Source organism: Nocardioides aurantiacus, from assembly GCF_003752505.1.
Lineage (GTDB): Bacteria > Actinomycetota > Actinomycetes > Propionibacteriales > Nocardioidaceae > Marmoricola > Marmoricola aurantiacus.
In genome coordinates this window covers 408,226-420,983 of record NZ_RKHO01000001.1, presented here as the reverse complement: position 1 = coordinate 420,983, position 12,758 = coordinate 408,226, and the positions used below count along the sequence as shown (strand labels likewise).

Below are 12,758 nucleotides of genomic sequence, written 5' to 3'. Positions count from 1 at the left end.
GCTCAGCCCGTCTTCGGTGGGACGATCTGGAGGTAGATCGCGCTGACGACGAAGTTGACGATGAACAGCAGCACGAAGGTGATGACGACCGACTCGTTCACGGCGTCACCCACGCCCTTGGGCCCACCACCGGCGTTGACGCCCTTGTAGGCGGCCACGACTGCGGCGAGCAGCCCGAAGATCAACGCCTTGACCAGGCCCACCCAGAGGTCGGGGAGCTGGGCCAGTGCGGTGAAGCTGGCGAGGTAGGCACCCGGGGTGCCGCCCTGCAGGCCCACGTTGAAGACGTAGCCGCCGGCCACGCCGACGACGCTCACCATGCCGTTGAGGAAGACCGCGACCATCATGCAGGCCAGCACGCGCGGGACCACGAGCCGCTGGATCGGGTCGATGCCCAGCACCATCATGGCGTCGAGCTCCTCGCGGATCTTGCGGGCGCCGAGGTCGGCCGCGATGGCGCTGCCACCGGCACCGGCGATCAGCAGCGCGGTGCCGATCGGCGCCGCCTGCTGCACGACCGCGAGGACCGACGCGGATCCCGTGAACGACTGCGCACCGAACTGCTTGATCAGACCACCCACCTGGAGCGCGATGACCGCACCGAAGGGGATGGCGACCAGTGCGGTCGGGACGATCGTGACCGAGGCGAGGAACCAGGCCTGCTGGATGAACTCCCGGGTCTGGAAAGGACGCCGGAACAGCTGCCGGAAAATGTCGAGGGCGAAGGCGAACAGCTTGCCCGAGGCCCCGATGGGCTTCAGCACCTTGCTCGCGGTGAGTGAGGCCATCCGCGCCTCAGCTGCCCGTCGTCATGGTCATGTTCTCCTCGAACGAGCCGGGCGGGGGCTCGACACCGTTCTCCTTGCACCACGCACCGGGGTCGCGCTGGCTGCGCCGGGGCTGGCCGTTGCTGGGCTCGAGCTGCATCGGGATGGGCGGCAGCGGCGGGAGGTCCATGTCCTTCTCGGCCTCGAGCTCGTCGGCGTCCTTCTCCTCGGACATGCCGATCGGGCCCACCACCTGGGCGTTGAGGAACTGCCGGACCACCGGCTCCTCCGAGGACAGCAGCATCTCGCGGGGACCGAACATGGCCAGGTGCTTGTGGTAGAGCAGACCGATGTTGTCCGGCACCGTGCGGGCGGTGTTGATGTCGTGGGTGACGATGAGGAAGGTCGCGTCGATCTGGGCGTTGAGGTCGACGATCAGCTGGTTCAGGAACGAGGTGCGCACCGGGTCCAGGCCCGAGTCGGGCTCGTCGAAGAGCACGATCTCGGGGTCGAGCACCAGCGCGCGGGCCAGGCCGGCGCGCTTGCGCATGCCGCCGGAGATCTCGCCGGGCAGCTTGTCCTCGGTGCCGAGCAGGCCGGTGAGGTCGAGCTTCTCCATGACGATGTCGCGGATCTCGGACTCGGACTTCTTGGTGTGCTCGCGCAGCGGGAAGGCGATGTTGTCGTAGAGGTTCATCGAGCCGAACATCGCGCCGTCCTGGAACAGGACACCGAAGAGCTTGCGGATCTCGTAGAGGTCCTTCTCCGGGCACGAGGCGATGTCGACGCCCTCGATCACCACGCTGCCCCGGTCGGGCTTGAGCAGGCCGATGATGGTCTTGAGCAACACCGACTTGCCGGTGCCGGAGGGGCCGAGCATCACGCAGATCTCGCCCGCGGGGACGGTCAGGGAGACGTCGCCCCAGATGAGCTGGTTGCCGAAGCTCTTCGTCAGATCCTTGATCTCGATCTCGACACCCATGTGGTCTCCCTCTCCCTTTCTCGTCCGTTGCGGCCGCGGTCGCACGGTGTTCCGTCGCCGCGGCGCGCGTACGCGGATGCAGCCCCCCTGCTCCCGCGTACCAACGAGTAGCCCGGGGCTAAGTTACGGCAGCATTGCGGAGGCGTCCTGCGGATGGACCACTCGTCTCAAAACAAGACGGACGATCCGGTGACCATGTGTACACCGACGGACGCGCCAGGCGCACCCCGACGTCAGCACCGGTCCCCCGGGAGACGACGAACACCCCGGACCATGACGGTCCGGGGTGCATCGATCGCGAGGCGATCGTCGTGGTGCGGGGTCCCGGCCGGCCCTGGGGCCGACCGGGACGGTCTCACTTGAGGGAGACCGAGGCGCCGGCGCCCTCGAGGGACTCCTTCGCCTTCTCGGCGGTCTCCTTGTTGACCTTCTCGAGGACGGCCTTGGGGGCGGACTCGACGAGGTCCTTGGCCTCCTTCAGGCCCAGGCTCGTGAGCGCACGCACCTCCTTGATGACGTTGATCTTCTTCTCGCCGGCACCCTCGAGGATGACGTCGAACTCGTCCTGCTCCTCGACGGCCTCGGCAGCGCCGGCACCGGCGCCGGGGGCGGCCGCGACGACGGGGGCGGCGGCGGTGACGCCGAAGGTGTCCTCGAACTGCTTCACGAACTCGCTGAGCTCCAGGAGGGTCATCTCCTTGAAAGCGTCGAGCAGCTCGTCGGTGCTGAGCTTCGCCATGGTGGCGTTCCTTTCAGTGGTGCCCGCGGGATGCCGCGGACGGGGATGTCAGGCCTCGGTGCTCTCGGTGGCCTCGGTGCTGTCCTCGGAGGCGGGCGCCTCGTCGGCTGCAGCAGGCTCGGCCGCGGGGGCCTCCTCCGCTGCGGTGTCCTCGGCCGGGGCGGCCGGCGTACCGGCCCCACCCTTGAGGATCGTGGGGTCCTCCTCGGCCTTCGCCTGCAGGGCACCGGCGAGCCGGGCCACCTGCGCGACGGGGGCGTTGAGGAGGTAGACGGCCTGGCTCAGGCTGGCGAGCATGGCGCCCGCCATCTTGCCCAGCAGGACCTCGCGGGACTCCAGGTCCGCCAGCTTGGCGATCTCCGAAGCCTCCATCGAGGCACCGTCGACGTAACCGCCCTTGATGACGAGGGCGGGGTTGGCCTTGGCAAAGTCACGCAGACCCTTCGCTGCCTCGACCACGTCGCCGCTGATGAAGGCGATGGCGGTCGGGCCGGTGAGCAGGGCGTCGACACCGTCGACACCCGCCTCCTTGGCAGCGATCTTGGTCAGCGTGTTCTTGACCACGGCGTAGTGGGCGTTCTCGCCGAGAACTCGCCGCAGGTCCTGCAGCTGCTTCACGGTGAGCCCGCGGTACTCGGTCAGCACAGCGCCCGTGGAGTCGTTGAACGCGTCGACGATCTCCGCGACGGCTGCTGCCTTGTCTGGCCGCGCCATGGGTCTCCTTCCAACGTCGGTGCACTGGTGCGTGCAGGGATGCCGGACGGATTGACCGGCGTCCCGCAACCGGGACCGACGAGGAGGGCTACATGCAAGACGCCCCGTGCAGGTGCACAGGGCGTACGTCGCGGAATCCGCGAGCCACTCGGTGTCACCTACGCAGGTCGCCCGCGGTGCGGGCCCTTCGGACCACTCCGGGGAGTGGCCGACCGACGGTCTTCGGCTACAACGCAGAACGATAGACGCACTGCGGCCCGCGACCAAATCGGTCGCGGGCCGCACGGTGGCACGGGGAGTGGGCGCTCAGCCGCCCAGGCCCGGGGCCTTGGTGGTGGTCTGCGAGGCCGGCGGGGCCTCGATCTCGACCGGGTCGCCGAAGCCGCTGTAGAGGATGGTGCTGGCGGTCTTCTGCCCGCCCACGGTCAGCTCGGAGGCCTGCTTGCGCACGAGGTCCTCCCCGTCGACCCACATGTCGAACTCGACGGTCTCGGGCAGCATCTGCGTGATCTGGGGGTTGTCGCCGAGCGTCTCGGCGAAGGCCTCGCGCGGGAGCACGACGTGGTACTTCGTCGTCTCGACCCCGCCCACCTCCTCGGTGCCCTCGTCGGTGACCTCGGAGGCCTGGTTCATCACCTGCAGCAGCTTGGCGGGGTCGCTGTTGCCGCCGAGGGACCCGACCAGGGCGCCGAGGCCGTCCTTGGCCTCGGGGTCGACCTTGAGCCACTTCTCGCCGCTGATCTGGGCCGACTTGAGGTAGAAGAGGCCGTCGAGGACGATCGCCTCCACGCTGCCGGCGCCCTGGACCTCCTGGGTGACCTTGGAGGCCACCTGCTCACCGCTGATGTCGGCCTCGCCCGAGCCCGTGCTGGAGGCCGTGCCGGTCTGGGTGATCTCGAACTTCAGGGTGCCCGCGTCCTTGAAGGCCGCGTAGATGCGGTCCCCGAAGTCGCCCTTCGTCAGCGGCTCGGCGGCCTCGGCGCTCTCGCCGCTGCCGCTGTCCTCGGCGGAGCTGCTCGAGCCCGAGGACGACCCGCCGGACGAGGACCCCTCCTCGGACGAGCCGCACCCGGTCAGCACGACGAGGCTGACGACGGGCACGACGGCGAGACGGATCAGGGACGTACGACGCATGGGGCACCTTCCGAGGACGGGGCGGTCGACCACGGGTGCAGAAACGACCGAGGCGGCCATCCTCTCAGGACAGCCGCCTCGGCGGGAGCACTACGCGCGTGCTGACGGGTGTTCGTCAGGCCTCGTCCTCGGAGGCGACGTTGCGCGTCCGGTTGGGGTCGACCTGCACGCCGGGGCCCATGGTCGTGGAGACCGTGACCTTGCGGATGTAGCGGCCCTTGGAGCTGGCGGGCTTGAGCCGCAGCACCTCCTCGAGCGCCGCGGCGTAGTTCTCGGCCAGCTGGGCCTCGGAGAACGACGCCTTGCCGATGATGAAGTGCAGGTTGGCGTGGCGGTCCACGCGGAACTCGATCTTGCCGCCCTTGATGTCCGTCACGGCCTTGGCGACGTCGGGGGTCACCGTGCCGGTCTTCGGGTTGGGCATGAGGCCACGGGGGCCGAGCACACGGCCCAGACGGCCGACCTTGCCCATCATGTCGGGGGTCGCGACGACGGCGTCGAAGTCGAGCCAGCCGCCGTTGACCTTCTCGATCAGCTCGTCGCCGCCGACGACGTCGGCGCCGGCCTCACGGGCCGCCTCGGCCTTGTCGCCGTTGGCGAACACGAGGACCTTGGCGGTCTTGCCGGTGCCGTGCGGGAGGTTGACGGTGCCGCGGACCATCTGGTCGGCCTTGCGGGGGTCGACGCCGAGGCGCATGGCCACGTCGAGGGTCTCGTCGAACTTCTTCTTGGCGCCGCCCTTGGCGATCTGGATGGCGGTCAGCGGGGCGTGGAGCTCGTCCTGGTCGAACGTCTCCGCCACCGCGCGGTAGGTCTTGCTGCGCTGCATGGTTGTTCCTCTGTTTCTCGGAAGGTGTGGTCGCGATGAGCCAGCGCGGCTCTGCCACGGTGGTGCCGGCGTCGTCGGGGTACGGCCCCGGGGCGCGCCGGCGGGTCGGTCACTCGGTGACGATGCCCATCGAGCGGGCGGTGCCCTCGACGATCTTGACGGCGGCGTCGAGGTCGTTGGCGTTGAGGTCGGGGAGCTTGGTCGTCGCGATCTCGCGGACCTGGTCCTTCGACAGCTTGCCGACCTTGTCCTTCTGCGGCACGCCCGAGCCCTTGGCGACGCCGGCGGCCTTCTTGATGAGCTCCGCGGCCGGCGGGGTCTTGGTGATGAAGGTGAACGAGCGGTCCTCGTAGATGGTGATCTCGACGGGGATCACGTTGCCGCGCATGGCCTCGGTCTGGGCGTTGTAGGCCTTGCAGAACTCCATGATGTTCACGCCGTGCGGGCCCAGGGCGGTACCGACGGGCGGGGCCGGGGTCGCGGCGCCAGCGTTGAGCTGCACCTTGACCAGGGCAGCGATCTTCTTCTTGGGGGGCATTGCTCTCTTCTCTCTCTACGTGGTCATGACGGGGCCGACGGCCCCTGCCACAGGTGTGTTTCGCGCCGGTCCGGCTGGCGCCGGCCCGGCATCAGGGCGGTCCAGGTTCAGACGCGCTGGATCTGGGTGAAGCTCAGCTCGACCGGGGTCTCCCGGCCGAAGATCTCGACCAGCGCCTTGACGCGCTGCGCCTCGGCGTTGATCTCGGTGATGGTCGCGTGCAGCGTGGCGAACGGACCGTCGACCACCATCACGGAGTCGGAGACGTCGAAGTCGGCAACGGCCACCTGCTGGCGGGGGGTGCTGGTGGAGGAGCCACCACCGCTGCTCGACTCGGCCGGGGCGGCGGCAGCGGCCTGCGCGGCGATGGCCGGGGCGAGCATGTTCTCGACCTCCTGCAGGCTCAGCGGCACCGGCTGGTGGCTGTGCCCGACGAAACCGGTCACCGACGGGGTGTGGCGCACGGCGGCCCACGACTCGTCGGTGAGGTCCATGCGGACCAGGACGTAGCCGGGGAGGACGGTGCGCTTGACCATCTTGCGCTGGCCGTTCTTGATCTCGGCCACCTCCTCGGTCGGGACGACGACCTCGTGGATGTAGAACTCCATGTTGAGCGAGGTGATGCGGTTCTCGAGGTTGGCCTTCACCCGGTTCTCCATGCCGGAGTAGGTGTGGACGACGAACCAGTCGCCCTCCTTCTCCCGCAGGGCCTGGCGGAACTCCTCCAGCGGGTCGGCCGGGGGCGCGTCGATGTCGGGCAGCTCGGCGGACGCCTCGTCCTCGTCCTCGTCGGTCGCGCCGGCCTCGTCCACGGGCGAGTCGGGGTCGACGACCTCCTCCTCGGGCGGGGAGACGATCTCGGTGGTCTGCCCTGTCTCGGGGTCGGTCAGGACGGCCTCCTCGGCCACCTCGACCGCTTCGGTCCCGGTCGAGTCGGCCTCGGTGGGCTGCTCGTCTTCACGCTGCGACACGATCACTCCGTCATCTGGGTCAGGGTCCTGCTCACTGTGGTCCTCGGCTGCCCGGTCCCCCGGGCGGGCTGCTGGTCGGGAGCCCGTGGCGGGGCTAGTCGCCGAACAGCGCGAAGACCGCCTTGCCGAACGCGACGTCGAGCAGGGAGACGTACGCGATCATCACGAGCACGAAGACCAGGACCACCAGGAAGTAGGTCACCAGCTGCTGCTGGGTCGGCCACACCACCTTGCGGAGCTCGGCGACCACCTGGCGGTAGAACGTGAGCGGGCCGGTGCGCTCGCGAGAGTCCTTCTCCGAGCGGACTGCCTTCTCCGTCACGTGCTTCCTCATTCCGGTCGCCGACCTGGTCTGCGTTGGGGATCCCCCGAGGCTTCCGAGGGGTCTCGCAGGGCACGAGGGACTTGAACCCCCAACCTTCGGTTTTGGAGACCGATGCTCTGCCAGTTGAGCTAGTGCCCTACGGCGATCTCCGGGCATGGTCGAACCATGGGCCGGAATCACCAGTCACGGAGTCTACGGGGGTGGCCCGGACAAGTCGAACCGGTGGCCGGCACGGGCGTCGTCGCGCCGATCCGCTCGCGCCCGTCCAGAGCAGCGGGCGAGCAGGAGGTGGCGTCGTGCACGACCTCTGGGAGCATGGTGGCGTGACCGCCCCGACCGACCAGCCCCGCCCCCTCGCCGAGCGTCCCGCCGAGGAGGTCGACGCCTTCCTCGCCACGGCCCAGGAGTCGTACGACGCCCTCCGCTCCGCCGGCCTCACCCTCGACCTGACCCGGGGCAAGCCCGCGCCCGCGCAGCTCGACCTGTCCGCCCGCCTGCTGGACCTGCCCGAGGGCCACACCTCCCGCGACGGCGTCGACACCCGCAACTACGGCGGCCTCGAGGGCCTGCCCGAGCTGCGCGAGATGTTCGCCGAGCTGCTGGGCCTGGAGCCCGACCAGCTCGTCGCGGGCGGCAACGCCAGCCTGGTGATGATGCGCGAGGTGCTCGTCAACCTCGTGCTGCACGGCGGCGTCGACTCCGAGCGCCCGTGGGGCCAGGAGGAGAAGGTCACCTTCATCTGCCCCGTGCCCGGCTACGACCGGCACTTCACGCTGCTCGACTGGCTGGGCATCGAGACGGTCACCGTGGAGATGCACGAGGACGGCCCCGACGTCGAGGAGGTGGCCCGACTGGCGGCCGCCGACCCCAGCATCAAGGGGATGTGGCTGGTCCCGACGTACGCCAACCCCACCGGGTCGGTGGTGACGCAGGAGGTCGCGGAGCGGCTGGCCTCGATGCCGACCGCGGCGCCCGACTTCAAGATCTTCTGGGACAACGCCTACGCCCTGCACCACCTCACCACCGCCGAGGCGAAGAGCGCCGACATCGTCTCGCTCGCCTCCGCCGCGGGCCACCCGCACCGGCCCGTCGTGTTCGCCTCGACCTCCAAGATCACCTTCGCCGGCGCGGGCGTGGCCTTCCTCGGCGGCTCGGTCGAGACGGTCCGCTGGTACCTCGCCCACCTCGGCAAGGGCTCCATCGGCCCCGACAAGGTCAACCACCTGCGCCACGTGCAGTTCTTCGGCACCGCGCAGGGCGTGCGCAACCACATGGCACGGCACCGCGAGATCATCGCGCCGAAGTTCGCCGAGGTCGACCGGGTGCTCGAGGAGCGGCTCGGCGGGCTCGAGGTCGCCTCGTGGACCCGTCCGGCCGGCGGCTACTTCGTCAGCCTCGACGTCCTCGACGGCACCGCGAGCCGGGTGATCGCGCTGGCCAAGCAGGCCGGGGTGGCGCTGACGCCGGCCGGGTCGGCCTTCCCCGGGAGCCACGACCCCCGCGACCGCAACATCCGCCTCGCCCCGACCTTCCCGCAGCCGGCCGAGGTGACCGCGGCGATGGAGGCCGTGGCCACCTGCGTGCGGCTCGCCGCCGCCGAGAAGCTCGTCGCCGACCGGGCCTAGGACGTCGGGTGGCGCACCGCGGTGACGATGACGAGGGCGGAGCCCGAGAGCCCGCCCCGAGGAAGCTGGAGCAGCTCCCGAAGGCCCATCTCCACCTCCACTTCACCGGGTCGATGCGGCACGCGACGCTCCTGGAGCTGGCCGAGCGCGACGGGCTGCACCTGCCCGACGCGCTGGTCGAGGACTGGCCGCCGCAGCTCTCCGCGGCCGACGAGAAGGGCTGGTTCCGCTTCCAGCGGCTCTACGACGTGGCGCGGTCGGTGCTGCGCACCGAGGACGACGTGCGCCGCCTGGTGCGCGAGGCCGCCGAGGACGACGCCCGCGACGGCGGGGTGTGGCTGGAGATCCAGGTCGACCCCAGCGGGTACGCCGCCCGCTTCGGCGGGATCACCCCCTTCACCGACCTCGTCCTCGACGCCGTGGCCACCGCCTCGCGCGAGGTCGGCATCGGGATGGCGGTGGTGATCGCGGCCAACCGCACCCGGCACCCGCTCGACGCCCGCACCCTGGCCCGCCTGGCCGCGCAGTACGCCGGTCGCGGGGTCGTCGGCTTCGGCCTGTCCAACGACGAGCGCCGCGGTCGCACCCAGGACTTCGCGCCGGCCTTCGCCATCGCCGAGCGCGCCGGCCTGCTGCTGGTCCCCCACGGCGGCGAGCTGCTGGGCGCCCCGTCGGCACGGACCTGCGTGGAGGACCTGCACGCCGACCGGCTCGGCCACGGCATCCGCTCGGTCGAGGACCCGCGGCTGCTGGAGCGGATCGTGGAACAGGGCGTGGCCCTGGAGGTGTGCCCGGTCTCCAACGTCGCCCTCGGCGTCTACAGCGACCCCACGTCGGTGCCGCTGCCCGAGCTGCTGGCCGCCGGCGCCACCGTCGCGCTGGGCGCCGACGACCCGCTGCTGTTCGGATCGCGGCTCGCCGGCCAGTACGCCACCATGCGCGCCGCCCACGAGCTCGACGACGCCCAGCTCGCCGAGCTCGCCCGCGGCTCGGTCCGCGCCAGCGCCGCGCCGGAGTCGGAGAAGTCGGGTTGGTTGGGCGAGATCGACGCCTGGCTGGGAGGATGAGGCCATGAGCAGCAGCTATCCCGGGGAGGAGCCGCGTCGCGACGAGCAGTCCGACGACGCGGCCCAGGACGTCGAGCACACCCAGCCCTACGGCTACCGGCCGGCCGAGGAGCCCGACCAGCGGCCGGTCGACCAGTGGGGGGCGGCGCCGCAGCAGTCCTACGACCAGCAGCCCTACGGCCAGCAGTACGGGCAGCAGTACGGCCAGCAGGGTCAGTCGTACGGCCAGCAGTACGGGCAGCAGCAGGGCGCCGGGTACGGCCAGCCCTACGGCACCCCCGCGCCGGGCTACGGCAGCTACGGCCCCGGGTCGCCGTACGGCACCACCGCCCCCAACCACGGCCAGGGCACCACCGCGATGGTGCTCGGCATCGTCGGCCTCGCGAGCATCCCGCTGCTGTGCGGCCTCGGGCTGGTCGTCTCCCCCGTCGCGTGGTTCCTGGGCCGCAGCAGCCTGCGCACCATCCGGGCCTCGGGCGGTCGCCTCGGCGGCGAGGGCCAGGCCAAGTCCGGCTACATCATGGGCGTGATCGGCACCGTGCTGCTGGTGCTCGGCATCGCAGCCCTGGTGGCCTTCATCGTGCTGGCGATCAACGCGGGCGACTCGAGCTCGACCTACGAGTACGGCGACGTCTGACCCGGCGGGCCCGACGGACGCTGCGGGCTAGAGCTCGCAGCCGACCAGCACGGGCTCGTTGACCAGCTCGATCCCGAACCGCTCCCGCACGCCGTCGCGCACCTCGCGCGCCAGCGCCAGCAGGTCGGCCGTGGTGGCGCCGCCCCGGTTGGTCAGCGCCAGCGTGTGCCGGCTGGAGAGCCGGGCCAGGTCGTTGCCGTGGCCCTTGTGGAACCCGGCGTGCTCGATCAGCCAGGCGGCGCTGGTCTTGACCCGCGAGCCGTCGGCGGGCCACGAGGGGGCACCCTCGGGCAGCAGCGACGGGTCGACCATCGGGTTGGTGAAGAACGAGCCGGTGCTCCAGGTGTCGTGGTCGGCGGCGTCGAGGACCATCGCCTTGCCGCGCCGCAGCGCCAGGACGGCCTCGCGGACCTGCGCGGAGGGGGCGCGGCGGCCGGTCTCGACGTCGAGGGCGCGGGCCAGCTCGGCGTACTGCACCGGGGAGCCGTGGTCGCCCAGGCCGAGCTGGAAGGTCACCGCCAGCACCACGAAGCGGCCGGGCTCGGCCTTGAACCGCGAGGACCGGTAGCCGAAGCCGCAGTCGGCGGCCGCGAAGGTGCGCACCGCGCCGCGCTGCCGGTCCCAGGTGCGGACCCGCGCGACGGTCTGGCTGACCTCCTGGCCGTAGGCGCCGACGTTCTGGATCGGGGTGGCCCCGGTGGTGCCAGGGATGCCGGAGAGCGCCTCCAGGCCGATCCAGCGGCGCTCGACCGAGGTCGCGACCAGGTCGTCCCAGGGCTCGCCTGCGGCCACCTCGACGAAGGCGCCACCGCACAGGTCGGCCTCGGCGTCGACGCCGCGGGTCCGGACGAGGACCACGCGACCGGCGTACCCCTCGTCGGCCACGACCAGGTTGCTGCCGCCGCCCACGACCAGCACCGGCGTGCCGGCGGCGTCGGCGTCACGGACCGCGTCGACGAGCTCGGCCTCGGTCGTGGCCACGACCAGGTCGGCCGCCGGGCCGCCGAGGCGCACGGTGGTCAGGTCGGCCAGCCGGGGCGCCGCGGGGGCGCTGGTGGGATCGGTCACGGTCATCGCTCGCAAGGCTAGTGCGGTGGGAGGCCAGGAACGCGACAAGCGGCCCCGGCGAGGCCGGGGCCGCTTGCGGCGATGGGCTCGGAGGGCCCGCGGAGCCTGGGGCTCAGCGGGTCTCGCGGTGAGCGGTGTGGGTGCGGCAACGGGGGCAGAACTTCTTCAGCTCCATGCGATCGGGGTCGTTGCGGCGGTTCTTCTTGGTGATGTAGTTGCGTTCCTTGCAGTCCACGCACGCCAAGGTGATCTTGGGGCGGACGTCGGAGCTCTTGCTGGCCACGCGCGTGCCTTCTTCCCTGCGTTGTTGCTTCGAATGACGAGTGAGTAGCGGGGGCGGGACTCGATCCCGCGACCTCACGATTATGAGTCGTGCGCTCTAACCAGCTGAGCTACCCCGCCCCGGGCAACCACCGCGTCCCCGCGGTCATTCCCAGAGCCCCTTTACGGAATCGAACCGTAGACCTTCTCCTTACCATGGAGACGCTCTGCCGACTGAGCTAAAGGGGCACGACCTCTCGGGCCGACGAGCAGAATACACAGGCCCGAGGCGATAGATGAAATCGGGCCGCACCGGGCCCCGGGAGGCCCGGTCGGGACGGCACCGAGGGGGGATGGGGACGTGGCCGCGACGCACCTGACGACGCTGGTCTGGGGCGTGGGCGGGGCCGAGCACGCGGCCGCCGCCGGCGTCGGGACCGCGGTGGTCGTCGACGTGCTGAGCTTCAGCACGACCGTCACCGTCGCGGCCGACCTCGGCGTGGAGGTGCTCCCCCACGCGTGGACGTCCTCGGCCGCGGCACACGCCCTGAGCCACGGTGCGACGCTGGCGCGCGGCCGCCACCAGGCGGGCCCGGGCGAGGTCAGCCTGTCCCCGGTGAGCCTGCGGCTCGCCAGCGGCCTGCACCGGCTGGTGCTGCCCTCCCCCAACGGCTCCACGATCTGCGCCGCCCTCGACGAGGAGGAGGTCGAGGTCGCGGTCGGCTGCCTGCGCAACGCGACGGCCGCCGGGCGCTGGCTGGCCGCCGCCGACGTGCCCGGCGTGGTCGTCGCCGCGGGCGAGCGGTGGACCGACGGCGGCCTGCGCCCGGCGCTGGAGGACCTGCTGGGGGCCGGCGCGGTGCTCGCGGCCGCCGCGGACGCCGGCGCGGTGCTGGACGCGGACGCACGCGCGGCCGTGGCGGCGTACGACGAGGCGAGGAGCGACCTGGGCGACCGGGTGCGCGCCTGCCCGAGCGGCGTCGAGCTGTCCGGGACGGGCTTCGCCGCCGACGTCGAGGTCGCCCTGGAGCTCGACGCCTCGCCCCGGGTGCCCGTGCTCGACGACGGGGTCTTCGCGGCGCCCTGAGGCGCCCTGGTCAG

General features: G+C 71.3%; 15 protein-coding genes and 3 tRNA genes. 4 read left to right on the top strand and 14 right to left on the bottom strand.

The features are described from left to right. Positions 1-2 precede the first annotated feature (2 nt). The 10 genes from EDD33_RS02050 to EDD33_RS02005 all read right to left on the bottom strand — a co-directional run bounded on the left by EDD33_RS02050 (position 3) and on the right by EDD33_RS02005 (position 7,137). The gene (locus EDD33_RS02050; RefSeq protein WP_123388904.1) at positions 3-788 is read right to left on the bottom strand and encodes an MlaE family ABC transporter permease; all 786 of its coding nucleotides are present in this window, start codon (positions 786-788) and stop codon (positions 3-5) included. 7 nt (positions 789-795) lie between these two features. Continuing rightward, complete coding sequence (locus tag EDD33_RS02045) at positions 796-1,749, bottom strand: ABC transporter ATP-binding protein (RefSeq protein WP_123388903.1); 954 nt, start codon at positions 1,747-1,749, stop codon at positions 796-798. Between the two features lie 355 nt (positions 1,750-2,104). Continuing rightward, positions 2,105-2,488 carry a 50S ribosomal protein L7/L12 gene (gene rplL / locus EDD33_RS02040; RefSeq protein WP_123388902.1) on the bottom strand — a complete coding sequence of 128 codons (384 nt, stop codon included), beginning with the start codon at positions 2,486-2,488 and terminating at the stop codon, positions 2,105-2,107. Positions 2,489-2,536: 48 nt separating this feature from the next. Then, positions 2,537-3,202 carry a 50S ribosomal protein L10 gene (gene rplJ / locus EDD33_RS02035; RefSeq protein WP_123388901.1) on the bottom strand — a complete coding sequence of 222 codons (666 nt, stop codon included), beginning with the start codon at positions 3,200-3,202 and terminating at the stop codon, positions 2,537-2,539. A gap of 306 nt (positions 3,203-3,508) precedes the next feature. Next, a complete protein-coding gene (locus EDD33_RS02030) occupies positions 3,509-4,336 on the bottom strand; it encodes an SCO4651 family lipoprotein (protein WP_123388900.1) in 828 nt (275 codons plus the stop codon). A gap of 115 nt (positions 4,337-4,451) precedes the next feature. Continuing rightward, on the bottom strand, positions 4,452-5,165 hold the full coding sequence (gene rplA / locus EDD33_RS02025; protein ID WP_123388899.1) for a 50S ribosomal protein L1: 714 nt from the start codon (positions 5,163-5,165) through the stop codon (positions 4,452-4,454). 109 nt (positions 5,166-5,274) lie between these two features. Then, a complete protein-coding gene (rplK, locus tag EDD33_RS02020; protein ID WP_056536169.1) occupies positions 5,275-5,703 on the bottom strand; it encodes a 50S ribosomal protein L11 in 429 nt (142 codons plus the stop codon). A gap of 107 nt (positions 5,704-5,810) precedes the next feature. Beyond that, on the bottom strand, positions 5,811-6,674 hold the full coding sequence (gene nusG / locus EDD33_RS02015; RefSeq protein ID WP_425463830.1) for a transcription termination/antitermination protein NusG: 864 nt from the start codon (positions 6,672-6,674) through the stop codon (positions 5,811-5,813). 94 nt (positions 6,675-6,768) lie between these two features. Beyond that, positions 6,769-6,996 carry a preprotein translocase subunit SecE gene (gene secE, locus EDD33_RS02010; protein WP_170169673.1) on the bottom strand — a complete coding sequence of 76 codons (228 nt, stop codon included), beginning with the start codon at positions 6,994-6,996 and terminating at the stop codon, positions 6,769-6,771. 68 nt (positions 6,997-7,064) lie between these two features. Continuing rightward, positions 7,065-7,137: transfer RNA gene (locus EDD33_RS02005), tRNA-Trp, on the bottom strand. A 185-nt stretch (positions 7,138-7,322) separates the two neighbouring features. Between EDD33_RS02005 and EDD33_RS02000 the strand changes: the two genes are divergently transcribed. From EDD33_RS02000 to EDD33_RS20235, 3 genes are read left to right on the top strand one after another with little or no spacing between them, the layout of a single operon-like run. Beyond that, positions 7,323-8,624: an aspartate aminotransferase type Ic gene (locus tag EDD33_RS02000; RefSeq protein WP_123388897.1), complete on the top strand. Its 1,302-nt coding sequence runs from the start codon at positions 7,323-7,325 to the stop codon at positions 8,622-8,624. An 8-nt stretch (positions 8,625-8,632) separates the two neighbouring features. Beyond that, positions 8,633-9,691: an adenosine deaminase gene (locus tag EDD33_RS01995; protein WP_425463829.1), complete on the top strand. Its 1,059-nt coding sequence runs from the start codon at positions 8,633-8,635 to the stop codon at positions 9,689-9,691. Between the two features lie 4 nt (positions 9,692-9,695). Continuing rightward, positions 9,696-10,328, top strand: a complete 633-nt coding sequence (locus tag EDD33_RS20235; protein WP_211332381.1) for a DUF4190 domain-containing protein — start codon at positions 9,696-9,698, stop codon at positions 10,326-10,328. 27 nt (positions 10,329-10,355) lie between these two features. Here EDD33_RS20235 and EDD33_RS01985 read toward each other — a convergent pair whose 3' ends face one another. The 4 genes from EDD33_RS01985 to EDD33_RS01970 all read right to left on the bottom strand — a co-directional run bounded on the left by EDD33_RS01985 (position 10,356) and on the right by EDD33_RS01970 (position 11,906). Then, the gene (locus EDD33_RS01985) at positions 10,356-11,402 is read right to left on the bottom strand and encodes a UDP-N-acetylmuramate dehydrogenase (RefSeq protein WP_123388896.1); all 1,047 of its coding nucleotides are present in this window, start codon (positions 11,400-11,402) and stop codon (positions 10,356-10,358) included. A gap of 106 nt (positions 11,403-11,508) precedes the next feature. After that, entirely contained in the window at positions 11,509-11,679 is a 171-nt protein-coding gene (gene rpmG, locus EDD33_RS01980; protein WP_056536155.1) for a 50S ribosomal protein L33, read from the bottom strand. A gap of 45 nt (positions 11,680-11,724) precedes the next feature. Further along, positions 11,725-11,798: transfer RNA gene (locus EDD33_RS01975), tRNA-Met, on the bottom strand. A 35-nt stretch (positions 11,799-11,833) separates the two neighbouring features. Next, positions 11,834-11,906: transfer RNA gene (locus EDD33_RS01970), tRNA-Thr, on the bottom strand. Positions 11,907-12,018: 112 nt separating this feature from the next. Here EDD33_RS01970 and EDD33_RS01965 point away from each other — a divergent pair. Continuing rightward, positions 12,019-12,744: a 2-phosphosulfolactate phosphatase gene (locus EDD33_RS01965; RefSeq protein WP_123388895.1), complete on the top strand. Its 726-nt coding sequence runs from the start codon at positions 12,019-12,021 to the stop codon at positions 12,742-12,744. Positions 12,745-12,758 lie beyond the last annotated feature (14 nt).

Excerpts from the sequence above, each read along its gene's own strand:
- EDD33_RS02050 (WP_123388904.1), bottom strand. The coding sequence starts at position 788 with ATGGCCTCACTCACCGCGAGCAAGGTGCTGAAGCCCATCGGGGCCTCG.
- EDD33_RS02045 (WP_123388903.1), bottom strand. The coding sequence starts at position 1,749 with ATGGGTGTCGAGATCGAGATCAAGGATCTGACGAAGAGCTTCGGCAAC.
- rplL (WP_123388902.1), bottom strand. The coding sequence starts at position 2,488 with ATGGCGAAGCTCAGCACCGACGAGCTGCTCGACGCTTTCAAGGAGATG.
- rplJ (WP_123388901.1), bottom strand. The coding sequence starts at position 3,202 with ATGGCGCGGCCAGACAAGGCAGCAGCCGTCGCGGAGATCGTCGACGCG.
- EDD33_RS02030 (WP_123388900.1), bottom strand. The coding sequence starts at position 4,336 with ATGCGTCGTACGTCCCTGATCCGTCTCGCCGTCGTGCCCGTCGTCAGC.
- rplA (WP_123388899.1), bottom strand. The coding sequence starts at position 5,165 with ATGCAGCGCAGCAAGACCTACCGCGCGGTGGCGGAGACGTTCGACCAG.
- rplK (WP_056536169.1), bottom strand. The coding sequence starts at position 5,703 with ATGCCCCCCAAGAAGAAGATCGCTGCCCTGGTCAAGGTGCAGCTCAAC.
- EDD33_RS20235 (WP_211332381.1), top strand. The coding sequence starts at position 9,696 with ATGAGCAGCAGCTATCCCGGGGAGGAGCCGCGTCGCGACGAGCAGTCC.
- EDD33_RS01985 (WP_123388896.1), bottom strand. The coding sequence starts at position 11,402 with ATGACCGTGACCGATCCCACCAGCGCCCCCGCGGCGCCCCGGCTGGCC.